Origin of the sequence: Paenibacillus sp. JQZ6Y-1 (genome assembly GCF_040719145.1) — a bacterium.
GTDB classification, from domain to species: Bacteria; Bacillota; Bacilli; order Paenibacillales; family Paenibacillaceae; genus Saccharibacillus; species Saccharibacillus kandeliae.
The window spans coordinates 2,446,514-2,463,710 of record NZ_JBFDUZ010000001.1; the positions used below are offsets into that span (position 1 = coordinate 2,446,514).

General features: G+C 48.8%; 12 protein-coding genes and 1 other annotated feature. Of the genes, 3 read left to right on the top strand and 9 right to left on the bottom strand.

Annotation, left to right across the window (positions count from 1 at the left end; all coding sequences use genetic code 11):
* The first annotated feature begins 7 nt into the window (after positions 1 to 7).
* Both ABXR35_RS10400 and ABXR35_RS10405 read left to right on the top strand, forming a co-directional pair.
* A complete protein-coding gene (locus ABXR35_RS10400) occupies positions 8 to 1,696 on the top strand; it encodes a methyl-accepting chemotaxis protein (RefSeq protein ID WP_367059197.1) in 1,689 nt (562 codons plus the stop codon).
* Between the two features lie 193 nt (positions 1,697 to 1,889).
* Positions 1,890 to 2,123, top strand: a binding site (T-box leader).
* A 231-nt stretch (positions 2,124 to 2,354) separates the two neighbouring features.
* Positions 2,355 to 3,926 carry a 2-isopropylmalate synthase gene (locus tag ABXR35_RS10405; protein ID WP_367059200.1) on the top strand — a complete coding sequence of 524 codons (1,572 nt, stop codon included), beginning with the start codon at positions 2,355 to 2,357 and terminating at the stop codon, positions 3,924 to 3,926.
* A gap of 332 nt (positions 3,927 to 4,258) precedes the next feature.
* Here the strand turns inward: ABXR35_RS10405 and ABXR35_RS10410 are convergent, their stop codons facing one another.
* From ABXR35_RS10410 to dinG, 4 genes are read right to left on the bottom strand one after another with little or no spacing between them, the layout of a single operon-like run.
* The gene (locus tag ABXR35_RS10410; protein ID WP_367059203.1) at positions 4,259 to 4,792 is read right to left on the bottom strand and encodes a cell wall elongation regulator TseB-like domain-containing protein; all 534 of its coding nucleotides are present in this window, start codon (positions 4,790 to 4,792) and stop codon (positions 4,259 to 4,261) included.
* 35 nt (positions 4,793 to 4,827) lie between these two features.
* Complete coding sequence (locus ABXR35_RS10415) at positions 4,828 to 6,135, bottom strand: amidohydrolase (protein WP_367059206.1); 1,308 nt, start codon at positions 6,133 to 6,135, stop codon at positions 4,828 to 4,830.
* On the bottom strand, positions 6,116 to 6,775 hold the full coding sequence (locus ABXR35_RS10420) for a redox-sensing transcriptional repressor Rex (RefSeq protein WP_367059209.1): 660 nt from the start codon (positions 6,773 to 6,775) through the stop codon (positions 6,116 to 6,118). Before ABXR35_RS10420 ends, ABXR35_RS10415 begins: the two co-directional genes overlap by 20 nt.
* Positions 6,772 to 9,666 carry an ATP-dependent DNA helicase DinG gene (gene dinG / locus ABXR35_RS10425; RefSeq protein ID WP_367059212.1) on the bottom strand — a complete coding sequence of 965 codons (2,895 nt, stop codon included), beginning with the start codon at positions 9,664 to 9,666 and terminating at the stop codon, positions 6,772 to 6,774. Before dinG ends, ABXR35_RS10420 begins: the two co-directional genes overlap by 4 nt.
* Before the next feature lie 387 nt (positions 9,667 to 10,053).
* On the opposite strand from dinG, the gene ABXR35_RS10430 reads away from it, so the two are divergent.
* Entirely contained in the window at positions 10,054 to 11,775 is a 1,722-nt protein-coding gene (locus ABXR35_RS10430; protein WP_367059215.1) for a methyl-accepting chemotaxis protein, read from the top strand.
* Between the two features lie 171 nt (positions 11,776 to 11,946).
* On the opposite strand, the gene panD is transcribed toward ABXR35_RS10430, so the two are convergent.
* The 5 genes from panD to ABXR35_RS10455 form a co-directional block, all read right to left on the bottom strand.
* A complete protein-coding gene (gene panD / locus ABXR35_RS10435; RefSeq protein WP_367059218.1) occupies positions 11,947 to 12,330 on the bottom strand; it encodes an aspartate 1-decarboxylase in 384 nt (127 codons plus the stop codon).
* Positions 12,323 to 13,228, bottom strand: a complete 906-nt coding sequence (panC, locus tag ABXR35_RS10440) for a pantoate--beta-alanine ligase (RefSeq protein WP_367059221.1) — start codon at positions 13,226 to 13,228, stop codon at positions 12,323 to 12,325. Before panC ends, panD begins: the two co-directional genes overlap by 8 nt.
* Positions 13,225 to 14,097, bottom strand: coding sequence for a 3-methyl-2-oxobutanoate hydroxymethyltransferase (gene panB, locus ABXR35_RS10445; RefSeq protein ID WP_367059224.1), 873 nt, complete (start codon positions 14,095 to 14,097; stop codon positions 13,225 to 13,227). The genes panC and panB overlap by 4 nt, the downstream gene beginning before the upstream one ends.
* A gap of 748 nt (positions 14,098 to 14,845) precedes the next feature.
* Positions 14,846 to 15,817: a biotin--[acetyl-CoA-carboxylase] ligase gene (locus tag ABXR35_RS10450; protein ID WP_367059227.1), complete on the bottom strand. Its 972-nt coding sequence runs from the start codon at positions 15,815 to 15,817 to the stop codon at positions 14,846 to 14,848.
* Entirely contained in the window at positions 15,817 to 17,190 is a 1,374-nt protein-coding gene (locus tag ABXR35_RS10455) for a CCA tRNA nucleotidyltransferase (protein ID WP_367059230.1), read from the bottom strand. The genes ABXR35_RS10450 and ABXR35_RS10455 overlap by 1 nt, the downstream gene beginning before the upstream one ends.
* Positions 17,191 to 17,197 lie beyond the last annotated feature (7 nt).

Below are 17,197 nucleotides of genomic sequence, written 5' to 3' on the forward strand. Positions count from 1 at the left end.
ACCGCCTATGAAATTGTCCATTCTGCAAAAAATGCTGATATCCTTTCTTGCGATTGCCCTGATCGCCGGCAGCGCAGGCGTCATTTATATTATGTCCCTGAACAAAATCCACAGTACGACCAATGATATTCTAGATCGCTATGTAGCGCTCAAATCGGAAGCGGATAATTTAAAATTTTACGCGACCGTGCAGAATAGCCATATGCTCACCTATATGCTGAGTCGGGATACGTATTACGGCTCCGAGCTGATGCTGGCGAACAAGCAAACCGCTGATATTTTGACCAGTATGAAAAGCAAAGTAACCGACGAGCATGATGTCCAGCAACTGGATTATCTCGTCAAAATGAATGATTTTTACAAAACCAGCTCAGAGCAGTTATTGCAGCTGACACCTACACAAATCTCACAATCGTATCTGAATATCAAAACCAGCCTGATTCCGATGGGCGGCGTGATCGTCAAATTTGCCCAGCAGTTCTCCGATGAACAAGATGCTCTAATGAATCAAGCGCGCGCCAACAGCGAGCAGACGATTCTAAATACTCGTTGGACTGCGATTATCGTTACCATTTTGACCTTTGTACTGGCTATTCTGATCGGTTCATGGATCTCCAGTCTGATCTCTCGCCCACTCAAAGCACTGTCTCGCAATGCCAAAATGATCGCTGATGGCGAACTCAATATGGATGATGTCCAGGTGAAGCATAAGGACGAGATTGGACAGCTCGCCGCTTCCTTCAACCTGATGAAAAACAATCTGCGCAATCTAGTACATGAGATCAACAGCAGTACCGATCAAGTCATCACCATTTCGCGCGAAGTTGCTGGTGGCACGGCTGAAACGGGCAAAGCTGCCGAACATGTGGCAGGCATTATGTATGAGCTGTCCAACAATACCAGTAACCAAGTATCCACCGTGGAAAATGGGCTGCAAGCAGTACATCAGATCAATACGAATATCGGTCAAATCGATCAGAGCAGTCAACAAGCGAGCGAAACGGCTGCTCAAGCACAAAGCGAATCCCTCAAAGGCGAAAATGAAATTCATCGTGTCATGCGTCAGATGGACGAAATTCAAAGCCGGATGACACAGATCGAAGCGGTCATTTTATCGCTGGGTAAACGTTCTGAGGAGATTGAAGACATCAATAATGCCATCTCCTCCATCGCTACTCAGACCAATCTGCTCTCTCTCAATGCTGCTATTGAAGCCGCACGCGCAGGTGAGCATGGACGCGGCTTCGCAGTCGTCACTTCCGAGATTCGCAAGCTGTCCAATGAAACGAACGAATCTGCTGTGCGCATCCGTTCACTGGTTCAAGCGATTCAAAATGAAACCCAGCGTGCCAGTCAATCGGTCAAGGAAATGGTGAACGAGGTATCTCAAGGAACCGTTGCTGCTGGCTCTGTGACCGATCTGTTCCAACAGATCAAGAAGCTGACCGACCGCACCACACAAGAGATTGGCGAAGTAACCGAAGCTCTACGTCATCTTGCCGGTCACTCTGGCAAAGTCGTCGAATCGATGGAATACATCTCCACCACAACCGGCAGCATCGCTTCCGGTACTGAAAGTGTCAGTGCCGCCGCGGAAGAGCAACTTGCTTTTCTGGAGCAAAGTACTGCGCATACGGCTACACTGCATAGCATGGCGGAGAAATTACAAGAAACGGTATCACAGTTCAAGCTGTAATCAACGTCAATCGGTAGATACAATATCGGGTGTAGCATTCATAGAAAGCCTGTTCTGCCGCAATATAGCGAAGCAGAACAGGCTTTTGTTGGCGTTTGATCTTCACGTGTGATTTTCTTTTTTTATAAAACGCTTGCTTTTTGATAAACGTCTGTGCTACATTATGTAACAAATTTACATACTTTGGATACAAACAAATGTGATGAGTAGAAAGAGTACGAATGACGATCCTTACAGAGAGCCGCTGGGTGGTGGAAAGCGGCAGTGTGAATCATTCCGAACTGGTCTATGAACAGCTGCCTGATATGTAGGGCAAGCCGGAGTTCCCCCGTTACAGGGATAGATGGTGTTAGCCATCGAACAAGCTGAACCGCTGTATGCTGGCGGTTAATTAGAGTGGTACCGCGGGTAATGCCCCGTCTCTATTATGGAGACGGGGCTTTTTGCTGTTCAATTTCCGGAGTTGAACAGCCCTGCTTGATATAGATCAACAAGATACAGCTTATAGTTAGCGTCCCTTATCTTTGCAGCATCCATTTCAAGCGCTTATGGATAGGCAGCATTAGACTTGCACCTTATGTTCACAAACATCGATGTACATCCAACATATTGCATGACAAGCAAGATCCATCATCCCATATTTCAGGAGGTAATACTTATGAACCGTAACATTATTGTATTGGACACAACGCTGCGTGATGGTGAACAAGTACCCGGAGCCCGTATGAATTTGCGACAAAAGATTGAGTTTGCCCGCCAGCTGGAGCGATTGCAGGTGGATATGATTGAAGCCGGTTTCCCCGCTTCCTCTCGTGGCGACTTTGAAGCGGTACAGCATATCGCTCGTCAAGCAGGCGAAAAAACACATATTACCGCTCTCGCACGTGCCGTCAAAAATGACATTGATGCCGTGTACGAAAGTATCCGTGATGCACATAACCCGTTTATTCATATCGTGCTGGGTACATCCAATGTGCATGTGGAGAAGAAATTCAATCGTTCCCGCGATGCGGTCATGCAGATGGGCGTAGATGCAGTCAAATATGCACGCACTCTGATGCCGCAGGTGCAATATTCGACGGAGGATGCGTCACGCTCGGAATTTGAATATTTATGGCAAACGATTGAAGCAGTCGTCCGTGCAGGTGCTACGATCATCAACGTACCCGATACGGTTGGTTATGCGGAGCCAGAAGAATTCGGTCATCTGATCTCTCGCTTGAATGATCGACTGAAAAATCTGGATGATAGCGTGATGCTGAGCGTGCATTGTCATAACGATCTGGGTCTGGCAACTGCCAATACACTGAGCGCAATCCGTGCAGGTGCACAAAAGGTAGAATGTACGATCAACGGGCTGGGCGAACGCGCTGGTAATACATCGCTGGAAGAAGTGGTCATGGCTCTCAAAGTACGCGAGGAGCGTTACCAATGCTCTACTGGTATCCGTACGGAGGAAATTATGAACACCTCCCGCCTGCTCACTCATTTGACTGGATTGGACGTACAGGTGAACAAGGCGATCACTGGCGAAAATGCCTTTGCCCATTCGTCCGGTATTCATCAAGACGGTCTGCTCAAGGACAAAAATGTATATGAGATTATGTCGCCGGAACAAGTCGGTGCCGGTGAAATGGAACTGGTATTGACCGCACGCTCCGGTCGCCATGCCTTCAAAAACGCGATTGCCAAGCTGGGCTATATCGCTGCCGATGAGCAGCAGTTTGAGGAATTATTCGCCCGCTATCTGGAACTGGCTGACCGCAAAAAGGAAATCTACGATCATGATCTGTTTTTCCTGCTGAATCAGCCGAATGAGCAGCATATTGAGCATTCCGATCATCATGCACTGTATGAGCTGGATACGTTCCAAGTCGTCACCGGTAGTCTGCACCCAACAGCAACGGTACAATTGAAAAAAGGCGGCGAAGTACACGCAGGCAGCGCTATCGGCGATGGTCCTATCGACGCGATGTACGGTGCCATCCGTGCACTGACCGGTGTGCAGGCAACATTGAAGCATTACAAAATCAATAGCATCTCCAGCGGTCAGGAAGCGATTGGACGCGTCAATATTCAATTGGAATACGAAGGTCGTTTGTATACCGGTAAAGCGATGGATACCGATATTATCAAGGCAAGCGGGCTTGCTTTCCTGAATGGGGTCAATGCGATTGTACTGGATACCTCTGGCGGTGCGACAGGAGAAGGTCAGCTGTCGCGGGTGTAACCGTCTGATCTAGCCTTGTTACGCCTAAAGAAGGATGACAAAACCAAAGCGTTGTACCTTCCATGTTGAAACGTTCTGTTTGAAAAGTCAAAATACGCTATCTTTACATGTATAACATCCTATCTTAAAACCAAAGCACTATACGTTCAGAGTCAAAATGTTCTATCTTAATAACAAACTCAACAAAAAAATTATGTTTAACGCATTCCGTTTTAAAGCAACCTATCTCTCCTAACCAAAAAAGAATCCACCGCTCCGCATACCTGCGAAGATCGTTGGATTCTTTTCCTACGTTATAATCATTATTTACGATACAGCTACTTCAGCTCACATTATGGAGTAAGCGTGCTTGGCAGCTGCATCGGTCCGCCCAGCTTGGTGCCATCGCGGAAATTGTAGAATACATAATAATACGTCTCGCCAGACTTGGCAAACACTTGCCAAGCGTATTTGCCGTTATACGAGCCGGGAACCGCGCGAACGGCTTCCGCGCCAGGCAGATCATTTTGCAGCAGTTCCATCGCTCGCTGCTGGGTGACTGTACCGGCGGTTTTCTCGACATGCACAGCATTGTTTCCTTGCGCTGGTGTGCCGTCTGTGTTGAATTTTACCCAGACCATCACATCCTGCTGTTGATCGTTCTGACCTTGAATGACCCAGTAGATGGACTTGTCATTCCAGACGGAATGATAGCTGGTCGTTACCGCAGATAGCTTGGCATTCTGCTGTGCTACTTCTAGCGCCGCCTGCTCCTGACTCCACGGCTTCGCCATCACATGTACATAAAACTGGTTCACACCCAAGATGATCAGACCGATCACTGTAATGATAATCGCAATCCATTTACCCGTTCCCAAATTTCGCAAGACACGCCATCCTTTCTGTATCGTTACGCTTTCGGTCAGCGTGTAAGCAAGCCTTCAAATGCCGATTGTGCTTCACGACGAATTTTCTCTTCGTCCAGTGTCAAGGATACGCCATCCTTGATCAGCTGTTTCCCATCAACCCATACATGCAGCACATCTTTGGCACATGCAGAATATACAGTATGAGAAATGAAATCAGTAAACGGCAGGAAATGTGGCTGATCGATATTGAGCGACGTAATATCCGCCTTCATGCCGACCTTGAATGTACCTGTATTGTTCAGGAATACCGATTGAGCACCATATTCCGTACCCATACGCAGCGCTTCCGATGCAGGTACAGCAGTTGGGTCGCCGGATACACCTTTGTGAATCAGTGCAGCCAGACGCATTTCCTCAAACATATCCAGATTGTTATTGCTGGCAGGACCATCTGTACCGAGAGATACGACCACGCCTGCTTTCAGCAGATCTGGTACACGTGCCACACCGCTAGCAAGCTTCAGGTTGCTACCCGGATTATGGGAAACCGTAACCTTGTGAGCCGCCAGTGTAGCAATCTCTTCATCATTCAGATGCACAGCATGTGCAAGTAGCGTTGGACGTGTGAACATGCCCAACTTTTCCAAATGAGCAACCGGACGCAAACCGTAATCACGTACGTTTTGCTCGACTTCGGCAATCGTTTCGGACATATGTGTATGCAGCGGCACATCCAGATCGTGTGCAGCTTGTACGAATTGTTCAATGTATGCAGGTGGGCAAGTGTACGGTGCATGCGGAGACATCATAGTGGTGATACGTCCGTCTGCTTTGCCGTGCCAATCACGTACGAATTGGATCGATTGGTTCAGCTTTTGCTTTTGCTCCTCTTCTGAACACAGACCGATAACGCCTCTCATCAGTACGGCTCTCATACCGGATTGCTCTACCACTTCCGCTACACGCTCGGAACGGTCGTACATATCGAGGAATGTGGTGGTGCCGCCTTTGAGCATTTCCAGTACCGACAATGCGGTTCCTGTGTATACATCATCGCTCGTAAATTTAGCTTCCATTGGCCACATTTTCTCTTGCAACCATACTTGCAGCGCCAGATCGTCGCCAAAGCCGCGCAGCAATGACATCGCCGCGTGACCGTGACTGTTCACCAGACCAGGAATGAAGAATTGGTGGCGTCCGTCTACAATGGCAACGTCATCGCCTACTTGCGGCTCCTCTTCACCAATATACGTAATCAGGTCATCCTCAACGACCATGTAGCCATGCAATACTGGCTTTTCGGCGTTGGGTACAGCGAAAATACCGTTTTTGATCATCCATTTACTCGGAGAGTTGTTCATTGACTTCTAATTCCTTTCCATCTTCAAGGTAGTATGCCAAACTGAGCAGATCAGTCGTAAAATCAGCTGTATGCACACGCACATGCGGTGGTGTTCTTAAAATAATCGGTGCAAAATTCAAAATCGCCTCAATGCCCGCTTCCACCAGCTGATCAGCAACACGCTGCGCTTCTGTATTCGGCACAGTAATGATACCTACGCGGATATTTTGTTCTTTTACCGCGTTCGATAACTCACTGATTGGCTGTACAGTCAACGTATTGATTTTGCTACCTACCTTAGGCTCGTAGGAATCGAATACAGCGATAATCTTCATCGTTTCCTGCAAATAGGCATTGTAGTTGGATAGAGCGTGTCCCAGATTACCAGCACCAATCAGTGCTACATTGATCTGCTGATCCAGCTTCAGAATATGACGAATCTTCTCAATCAGATACGATACATCATAACCGATACCCTTGCGTCCAAAATCGCCGAAGTAAGCAAGATCCTTGCGGATTTGCGCTGGATTCAGATCCAGCTTCTGCCCCAGCTCCTGCGAGGATACCGTTGGTACCTCGCGGGTATGCAGTTCATTCAGATATCTCAAATAGACAGGTAATCTTCGCACGACAGCTTCAGATATTTTTTCGGATTTCATGCTTGCTCCCCCTCTTGATTTGCAGCTTCCGCTTCCAGCGGCCGTTGTTCCAGCCATTCGGCGATACGGGGAATCATCTGCTGGGTTGGCATATGTTCCATTTTGGGACCAGGCAGCGAATAAAGAAAATGTCTGCCGTAATAAGCCTCAATCACCCGCGTATCATAAATCAGTACGATTCCTCGGTCATTTGCCGTACGGACGAGACGTCCAAAGCCCTGCTTAAACCGGATCACTGCCTGCGGCACGGATAATTTCATAAATGGGTTTTTCTTTTCTTTTTTCAAGCGTTCACTTTTGGCTTCTACGAGCGGATGATTCGGCGGCTGGAATGGCAACCGCACAATTGCCAGGCAGGTCAGCGCCTCGCCTGGAATATCGACACCTTCCCAGAAGCTGCTTGTTCCGAGCAATACGGAAGCAGGATGCTCCTGAAAACGACGTGTCAACTTGGTACGGCTGCCGCCATCCACGCCCTGACCGAATACGGCAATCTCACTTGTAGATAAATTCTCTTTCAATGGCTCATACACCTGCTTGAGCATCCGGTATGAGGTAAATAATACCAGCATCCGTCCTCGGGTCGCCCGCGCAGCGTCTGCCAACGAATCGGCAAGCATAGCTACAAAATTCTGATCGCCCACACTGCCCTTCAGACTTGGAAAATCGCGCGGAATCAATACTAGTGATTGCTCGCGATAATTAAATGGCGATTCCAACATCACCGTATTGAGCTTGTTGTTCTGCTCTGCTTCCTTCAATCCCAGTTGCTCGATCATATACTGGAACGTTTTATCAATCGAGAGCGTTGCCGATGTAAGAATGATGCTTTTCTTTTTATCAAAAAAGTGTTCTTTCAGCTGCTGACTCACATCGACCGGTACGGCATACATTTGCAGCGATTTGCTGCGGTAATTGCCATTGGCTTCGTACCAATATACCGTTTCTACACTATCCAGCTTGATAAAATGGCGCAAATCATCGCGTACCGCACCCAAATCCTTGAACAGCCCAGTTACATCGGTAACCAGCCCTTCGTTAACAAGCACATCATCGGATTCTTTGATTTTGCCCATCGTGTGCTCGCCCTGACGAACAATCTGACTGAGTGCAATATGAATGCGGTTCTCCAACTCGGTAATCTTTTCCCATTCTTCCGGCTTGTTCTGTGGAAGTAAACGCAGAGTAAACTGACCTGCTTCGCCTGGTGCAGCATCGCTGCGCTGTGGCAAAAGCGCAAACAGCAGCTCGCTCAGCTTATCCCAGTCTTCTTTCACATCTATGAGTTCAGGATATAGATTGTCAATTGCAATCGCCCATTCCATACCACGCTCACTGCCCGATGATCCCAGCTGCTGGCGAAGCACGGCAAGCTGTCCATTTTTGCTGTCCTTGAATAGACGCAGCAGAGGTTGAACCAATGTGAAATATTTCATGTGCATACCCAGATGCTTACCTGCCACATCCTCCAAATGATGCGCCTCGTCAATGACCAGTCGTTCATAGGAAGGCAGCAATTGATGCCCTGCCTTGATGTCGGTAAACAGCTTGGAGTGATTGGTGATCACTACGTCTGCTGCTCCCGCTTCATGCTTGGCACGGTGATAGTAGCATTGCTTAAACCACGGACAGGCGCGTCCAAGACAGGAATCGGTATCGCTTGCCACCGTTTCCCAGAACTCACCGCCCCGATTGCCCATATTCAATTCCTCATCGTCTCCGGTTTCAGTAGCGGTCAGCCAGACAATCATCTGAGCGGCAATCAACACATCTTCCTTCGGACTCTGGAATTCTTTTGTATTTATTTTATGCTCAAATTTGCGCAGACACAAATAATGCTGTCGGCCCTTGAACACGGCAGCACGAAAGGCAAACGGAATCACCTGCGTCAACAGCGGAACATCGCGCTCACGCAGTTGCTCCTGTAGATTGATCGTATGCGTACTAACCATGACGCGCTCACTGTTCTTCACGCTATGGTAAATGGATGGCAGCAAATAGCCGAGCGATTTGCCTGTTCCAGTGCCTGCCTCGATCAGCAGATGCTTATCATCGGATAATGCTCGAATAACCTCGTCGAACATATGGTTCTGAGGCTGACGTTCTTCATAATCCGGCAGCAGCTTACGCAAATTATCCTTCACCTGCTGCAAAAACTCTTCAAATGATGTATCCGCCAGCGGCATATTGCCACGTTCATCCTCGGCGGACGGAATATCGATCCAATCGCCTACTTTTAGAGCTAACTGACGATAAAAGCGATGGCTGTCCAAATCTTGTACCGGCTGCGCTTCACGCTCCATACGCACCCCGTCAAAATACCAGCCTAGATCGCTATCCTGATTGTCGAACAGCTCAGACAATCGCTGCACGGTAATGAGCGGCAGCTCGTTCAGCTCCTCAATACATTTCAAAAAAACATACGCCGTCGCCAGCGCATCACTATCCGCCTGATGCGGACGGTCATGCTGAAAGCCGAGCGAGCTGCTGACCATGCTCAGCTGATAACTAGGCAGATTCGGAAAGAAAATGCGTAGGAAATCCATCGTATCCAGCACGCGACCTGTAAAAGGCAAATAACCCGTACGATCCAGCGCACGCTGCAAAAAGCCGAGGTCAAAGCCTACATTGTGTCCGACTAGTACAGCGTCCTCCAGCAGCGGGATCATATCCAGCATCACATCGTCGAGCTCCGGCGCGTCCTTCACATCGTCATTGCTAATGCCAGTCAATCCACTGATAAAAGCCGGAATGGAGACGGACGGCTTCACCATCGAACTGTATACCTGTGAAATGGTTGAATCATGATCTATAATGGCAAGTCCCACTTGGATAATATCATCCGTCGATTGGGTTCCTGTTGTTTCAAAATCCAGTACAGCAAATTTCATGGATGTCTAAATCCTTTCCCTGCAGTTGTCTGATCCTGGTGTAAACATACTCAACTATCAGCATACCAGAAGACCGCAGTTTTGAAAATCAACCACACGCACCCACAACAAAAGGTGATACCGGGCGCGAATCGGCTCGCACAGTATCACCCTGCTTCGGCGTTTATGAATGATTACAGTATACCCCAAATCGAACGGTTGTTCCACAGGTTTGTGTAAACACCTCGGAATGGTTCGCAATTTGTAGATACCAGCCAAGCAATGATTTACACTCGCCGTCTGCTAGATTATATTAAGTATAAATACCTTGCTGCGTTGATTACTAAGCACTATACCCCTGCATATATCATCCTAATCAAGCGCTTATATTCCAAAGGAGATATTTTATTGAACAGCTTACTTGCAAGAATGATTGTATGTTTCTCCGTTTTGATCGTGATTGGGTTTGCCATTGTGGGATTGACGGTCTATCAATCCTCAAATTCATTAGTGACTCAGTCTATTGGCACACAGGCTGAACAGGTTGCTCTCCGAGCAAGCGCATTGATCGATCCGGTACAGTATTCTGCCATTCCAGCTCGCGAAGGTGGCGAGACAGCTTATTATACCAAGCTTCGTCAGCAGCTGAATCAACTACGCGAGGATAATGGCTTCCGCTATATTTATACAATGAATCGCACGATGAACAACGGTCAAGAGCAATATGTCTACATTGTAGATGGTGCGCCGCAAGACGTATCTGAGGATGATTTTTCTCCACTGGGGACAGTCGAGGAGGAAGTGTATCCCGCTATGCAGCAGGTAATGAACACCGGACAGCCTGCCGTAGGCGATCTAACCAAAGATCAGTATGGCGCAATTATTACCTCCTTTGTACCGATCAAAAATGCAGCCGGACAAACGATTGGCGTGCTAGGTGCCGATCTGGATGCGACCAATATTTATGAATTGATGCAGAAGTCCAAGCAAACGACACTTATCGTCTCCCTGCTGATCCTGCTTGTAAGCCTGCTGCTTGTGTACATTCTTGCACGTTATCTTATTCGTCCACTCCGACGATTGAACGAGGATATTCATCGGGTGAATGAAGGCGATCTGACGATTGAGATTCGTACAACCAGCAAGGATGAAATTGGGCAATTGTCCGCTTCGTTTGGTAGGCTAGTTGCCGATACACGCAATGTTATTGTCGGTATTCGCGATAGTGCACAGGAACTTCAGCAAGCTGCTATTGGTCTTTCGGAGCAATCTCGCAGCACCTCGGATACGAGTCGTACGATTGCGGGTCATGTACACGAGACGTCAGCCGATACGCAGACGCAAGCTGCTCACGCCATTGAAATGCAGCATGGTATGAACGAAGTGAATGGCGGAATGCAGCGCATTGCGGAAGCCGTCAATATCGTCTCTGATCGATCCAGTGATACGCTGGAGCAAAGTGTTCAAGGTAAACAAGCCATCGGACAAGCGGTGTCACAGATGGAAGCGATCACACAATCGTCGGATCAGATGGCAGCTGCAACAGGGCAGCTTCAGCAGCATTCCGACCGCATTGAAGGCATTTTGCAGTTGATTAATGATATTGCTAGTCAGACACATTTGCTTGCACTGAACGCTTCCATCGAAGCTGCTCGTGCGGGTGAGCATGGACAGGGCTTTGCTGTCGTTGCTGGTGAAGTACAGAAATTGGCTGGACAATCCAAATCCTCCGCTTCTGTAGTGGCTGAGATCGTAACCGCGATGCAGCGTGAGATCGGTGAGCTGCATCGGCATATGGAAGTCAATCGGACAGAAACGTATACGAGTATGAATGTAGTACAGCATGCCGGACAATCGTTTGAACATATTCACCATCGTCTCGGTGAGGTGGCAGCGCAGCTTCATCAAGTATCTGAATCCTCCTCCGAAATATCTGCGATTTCGCAGCAAATGCTTGTCTCAGTTGACGAAATGGAAGCGATCACGCGTCAGTCTGCCCGTCGCTTCGAGCAAGTTACCGAAGGCGCTGAGGAGCAGCAAGCAGCTATGGAGCATGTGAATCATTCAGCGAATCATTTAGCTGGGTTGTCTGAGCGTTTGAATGGGTTGATTGGACGCTTTAAAGTATAGTAAGACAGATATAAACAGGAACGAGCAACATTGGGTATCACATCGACAGGGGAATGACAAAATAAAAAGGAATGCCTGCTTATATAGCAGGCATTCCTTTTTTCTATATTTACGTTGAAGCTTATCTCTAGCCAAATCACGGTTCAAAACCATTCATCGGCTGACTTTGCTTTAGACAATCGTCGCGTGAACTTCCTTGTGGGCTTCCATTACGACTTTGTTCTGCTCGTCCACGAATACGACAGTGGGGCGATGTTCCTTCGCTTCCGCATTATCGACTGTAGCATACGAGATAATGATCACGTTGTCGCCGGGTTGCACCAAACGGGCAGCTGCACCGTTCAGGCAGATCACACCGCTTCCGCGTGGACCGACAATCACGTACGTTTCCAGACGTGCGCCGTTGTTGTTATTCACGATCTGTACTTTCTCGTTTTCCAGCAGATCGGCGGCATCCATCAGATCTTCGTCGATCGTAACACTGCCAACGTAGTTGAGGTTTGCCTCGGTAACGGTAGCGCGGTGGATTTTGGATTTCATCATTGTTCTATACATGCAGGGCAACCCCTTTCGTTTCCATAATCACATTGTCGATCAGACGCGTTTTGCCGAATTTGACAGCCAGCGCCATAATGATCTCGGACGATAGGTCACCGACGACCGTTGTATCTGCCAGTGTCTCCAAGTGTGGAAACGTCATGATCTCAGCATAGTCGATCACTGCAATAGGCGATGTACCAATCTCGCTGCGCAGCATGGCACGAACATCACCAGCAGTCATATGCGGCTGTTCCATGATACGCTGCTTAACCAGCTCTAAGGAACGTGACAGAACCAGTGCCTGACTGCGTTCCTCGTCTGACAAATACACATTGCGTGAGCTGAGCGCCAGTCCGTCCTGCTCGCGAATGATCGGGCATGGCACAATCTCAATATCCATATTCAGGTCGACAACCATTTGCTTGATGACAGCGACCTGCTGCGCATCCTTCGCGCCAAAGAAAGCAGCATCTGGCTTCACAATATTGAACAGCTTGGTCACCACCGTCGATACACCGTCAAAGTGACCCGGACGCGAAGCGCCACATAGAGAATCGGTCAGATCGGCAACACTCACATGCGTTTTGGTCGGTGTTGGATACATATCGTCGACGCCCGGCATAAACACGATGTCCACGCCTTCGCGTTCTGCCAATGCTAAATCGCGCTGTTCATCGCGTGGGTATTGTTCAAAATCCTCATTCGGTCCAAACTGAATCGGATTGACGAAAATACTAATCACGACAATATCATTGTGCTGTTTGGCACGGCGCATTAGACTGGCATGTCCATCATGCAAAAAGCCCATTGTCGGTACCAATCCAACGGTCGCTTCATGTCCATTGCTGGAACGCTCTCCGCGAAGATGTTTAACTTGCTGTCTGACTTCGGATATGCTGCGTACTACTTTCACGATAAATTCTCCACCTTCCGTTGTTGTCCATACAAGGAATCCAGTGCTTTTTCATCTGGATTGAACACATGTTGCTCCGCCGGAAACGCACGGTCTTTCACTTCACTGACATATTGCTCCAATGCGGTACGAATCGTCGTCCCAATATCCGCGTACGTTTTAACAAAGCGCTTGTCGCGGTAACTGTCAGTATATTTCACCACATCGTGGAAAACGAGCACCTGTCCGTCACAGCCGCGTCCTGCACCGATACCGATGGTTGGAATCGACAGCTCACCAGTAATACGAGCAGCCGTATCTTCCGTCACCAATTCTAGTACTACACCGAACGCGCCAGCTGCTTCCAGTGCCTTTGCATCATTCAGCAGACGTTGGGCGTCTTGCTCATCTTTCCCTTGAATGCGATACCCACCAATCTGATGCACCGATTGTGGCGTCAGACCGATATGCGCCAGTACTGGCACACCTGCGCGCGTGATCGCAGCTACGGTATCGGCAATCTCAGCACCGCCCTCCAGCTTGATCGCATGGGCATGCCCTTCTTGCATAATGCGCTTCACGTTGCGCAATGTTTCATCTATACTCCCGTGATAGGTCATAAACGGCAAATCCGCGACGATAAAAGTAGATTGTGCGCCCCGCGCCACCGCTCTGGAATGATAGACAATATCGTCTACGGTGACCGGAATGGTGGAATCGTAGCCGAGCACTACATTGCCCAGCGAATCCCCGATCAACAGCATATCCAGCCCGGCTTCCTCAGCCAGTCGTGCGGTCGGGTAATCATAGGCGGTTACCATCGTAATCGGAATGCCCTCGGATTTCATTTTTTTCATTTTTACAATATTCAGCGGCGTTTTGGCTGCCATGTGACATCAGGCTCCTTTGTATTCAAAATAGTTTTTGGACAAAATAAAAAACCTTTTCGTCTTGTGCGAAAAAGGTCCTGAGTCCAAAAAAGAGTCACTTTGCGATCATCTCTTCTGTCTCGGTCCCATAAGGCTCAGAGCAGAATTGAATATAGCCAACACCTCGCTTCATCTGCGTATCTCATTGGATACGATGATTGGATTCATAGCAGAATTGCCGGATGTATGGAGTTCACACTCCAGCCTGTCCAGCATAATCAGCCCTCCGCTTCCCATCAGTCAGAAAAGTCACAGACTTTTCCATAAGCCTATGCAGTGTCGGAAAATCGAATCCCAATGCTGTATAGGGCTACTGTATGCTCTATGGTCAGATTCCGAATCACAGCCGCGATGACGGTCTGTTTCATCCTCTTCCGAGCAAAGGTTACGCGTTCAGACTGCCGGTGCTTGCCTGCCAGCTCACACCAACGTAACATGAGAAAGTACGGCTCGGCGCTTGCCGATACCGTCTTCCTGCATAGTATACCAGAGTGACATTCAAATTTCACTAATTTCCGCGATAAAATAGATAGCTGTTTACGAATCGTACCTATATCCGATTTTACCACTAGGATTTATTGAATATCATGTAACAATTGTCATCCTAGATTCTATTTCGTATCTAGCTACCCTCTACACTGAATAGACCACATAAAGGCATGCAAAGATACGATATACACAACATACAACGATATAAACGACACCACACTCAGAAGCCGACTTCACCGGAATACACTGGCAAAATCTGTCCATCTGCATGTTCTAGCAGTAGCTCACCGTTTGGTCCAAGCCCGCGTGCGATGCCTTGTAACGAACCTTGTAGCGTTTTGACCGTCACTGGGCTGCCGATTGCAAACGCCAATGCTTCCCATAATGCCGCAATATGCGCAAAGCCTTCCCGATTATACAATTCGTACAGCGATTCCAGCTCGCTCATAATCGCCGTCACTACTTCTGTACGATCAACGGGCTCGCCGCGCTGAATGCGTAGCGAAGTCGCAACCGGACGTACGTCCTCCGGCAAATCCTCTGGTGCCAAATTCACATCAATACCAAAGCCTGCCAGTGCATAACGTACATATCCGTCCTCCGCTGCGGATTCGACCAGAATGCCGCATACTTTGCGACCATCGATCAGCAGATCGTTCGGCCATTTGATACCGATGTCCAGCCCGCTCACATTCCGCAGCGCACGGCAGATTGCCACCGCTGCAAGCAACGTCAGCTGCGATGTATATTGCAATGGCTGCTGTGGACGCATCACAACCGTCATCCACACCCCTCGACCGGGTGGCGAATGAAACCGTCGTCCCTGCCGTCCGCGACCCGCCGTTTGTTCCTCAGCGATAACCAGCGTACCTTCTATTGCGCCTTGCTCGGCAAGCTCCCGTGCTACATCCTGCGTTGAACCGATCGTATCCAGCAGATGCAGTGGCTGTCCCCACGATGTTCGTTTACTAAGCTGCAATCGTAAGGATACCTCGTCAAAACGGTCGGGATACCGCACAATCCGATAGCCTTTACGGGAAACAGAGTCAAATTCATATCCCTGCTCCTTGAGCCGGTTAATGCCTTTCCAGATCGCCGTACGGCTTACTGACATCAGGCGGCTAATCTCCTCGCCGGAAATATATTCACCCGGACGCGCCGTCAGCAATTCCAGCAGTTGTTCGTCGCGCATTATGCCTGCTCTCCTTCCCGGTGTCGTTGGACGGCGTATGCTACGATTGAATCCGTGTCATTCGCTAGATCGCCAACTGCCACTTTTAGCAAAATCTCGTTCATCAGCTGTCCCAGCCATGCACCGCCGCGCGTATCCAGCGCCGCTAGCACTTGCTGTCCGTTAACATTGACATCAGCGAGACTCCAAACTTTTTGAGCAGACAGCCATTCCAGTGCATGAGCAGCAATATAATGTATTGGCGGTATCGTTCCTGCTTCCGGTAATACATTGTACAGCAGCAGCCAGTGCACAGCTGCTTCGCGTCCATGATTTAACACGCCCGCTGTCCAGATGCGATAGACCTGCTCCGTTGTCCACTGTGGTTCGGCTGTCGATGACAACTCTTCGTTTAACCATTCATGCAGCCGAATCAACCGACTCAGCTTGTCGGTAAACACATTGGCAAATGTCCATTCCTTCATCGTCTGACGCACATTATCGCCATTCAATCCGAGCGACATCGCAATCAACGTCCAACTGAGCAGCGAACGATCGATCACTACCTGTTCCCATAAAGACTGCAAATCAGAATTGCCACTGTCCAGTTCTTGCACCCGCAGGTTCAGCTTCACTGCTGTCAGATCATCCAGACGCTTCAGCAGCTCTGGGCGCTGCGGCGGACAAGGCACTTGCATCTTCATATGCTCGACCAGTCCACTACTGCGCAGCAATTCAATCCCTTTATACGGATGCGGTCCAGCGATCATCTTTTCCATCTCTACCCGAATGCGCTCGGTAGCGATATAAGAGATCAGCTCACGGCGATACACCAGCGCCTGCCACGTCTTCTCTTCCAGTTCAAAATCAAATACTGAAGCGAAGCGAATCCCACGTACCATACGTAGCGCATCCTCTTCAAATCGTTCCTCCGCTTCACCTACGCAACGAATGATTCCTTTTCCCAAATCATCCTGACCGTGAAAAGGGTCCACGTATTCATTGTTCAATCCGCGTGCAATCGCATTCATCGTAAAATCACGACGACGCAAATCCTCATACAGATCGCTGACAAACTCTACCTGCTCTGGACGCCGATGGTCCACATACTGACTTTCTGTACGGTAGGTCGTCAGCTCAAAATGCTCACCGTCTACAATGACCGTGATCGTGCCATGCGCAATCCCCGTTGGCACTGTATGTTCAAACAGGTCAATCACCTGCTCTGGTGTTGCGTTCGTTGCTATATCCATATCGTTAATCGGTCGACCAAGCAGCTCATCGCGTACACAGCCACCGACAAAATAACCTTCATATCCGTGATCGGCGAGACGGCGGAGCAGGGAAAGTCCCTGTTCCGCCGTTTTCGCGTCTACCCATTTCCATTGTACCATTGCGTAA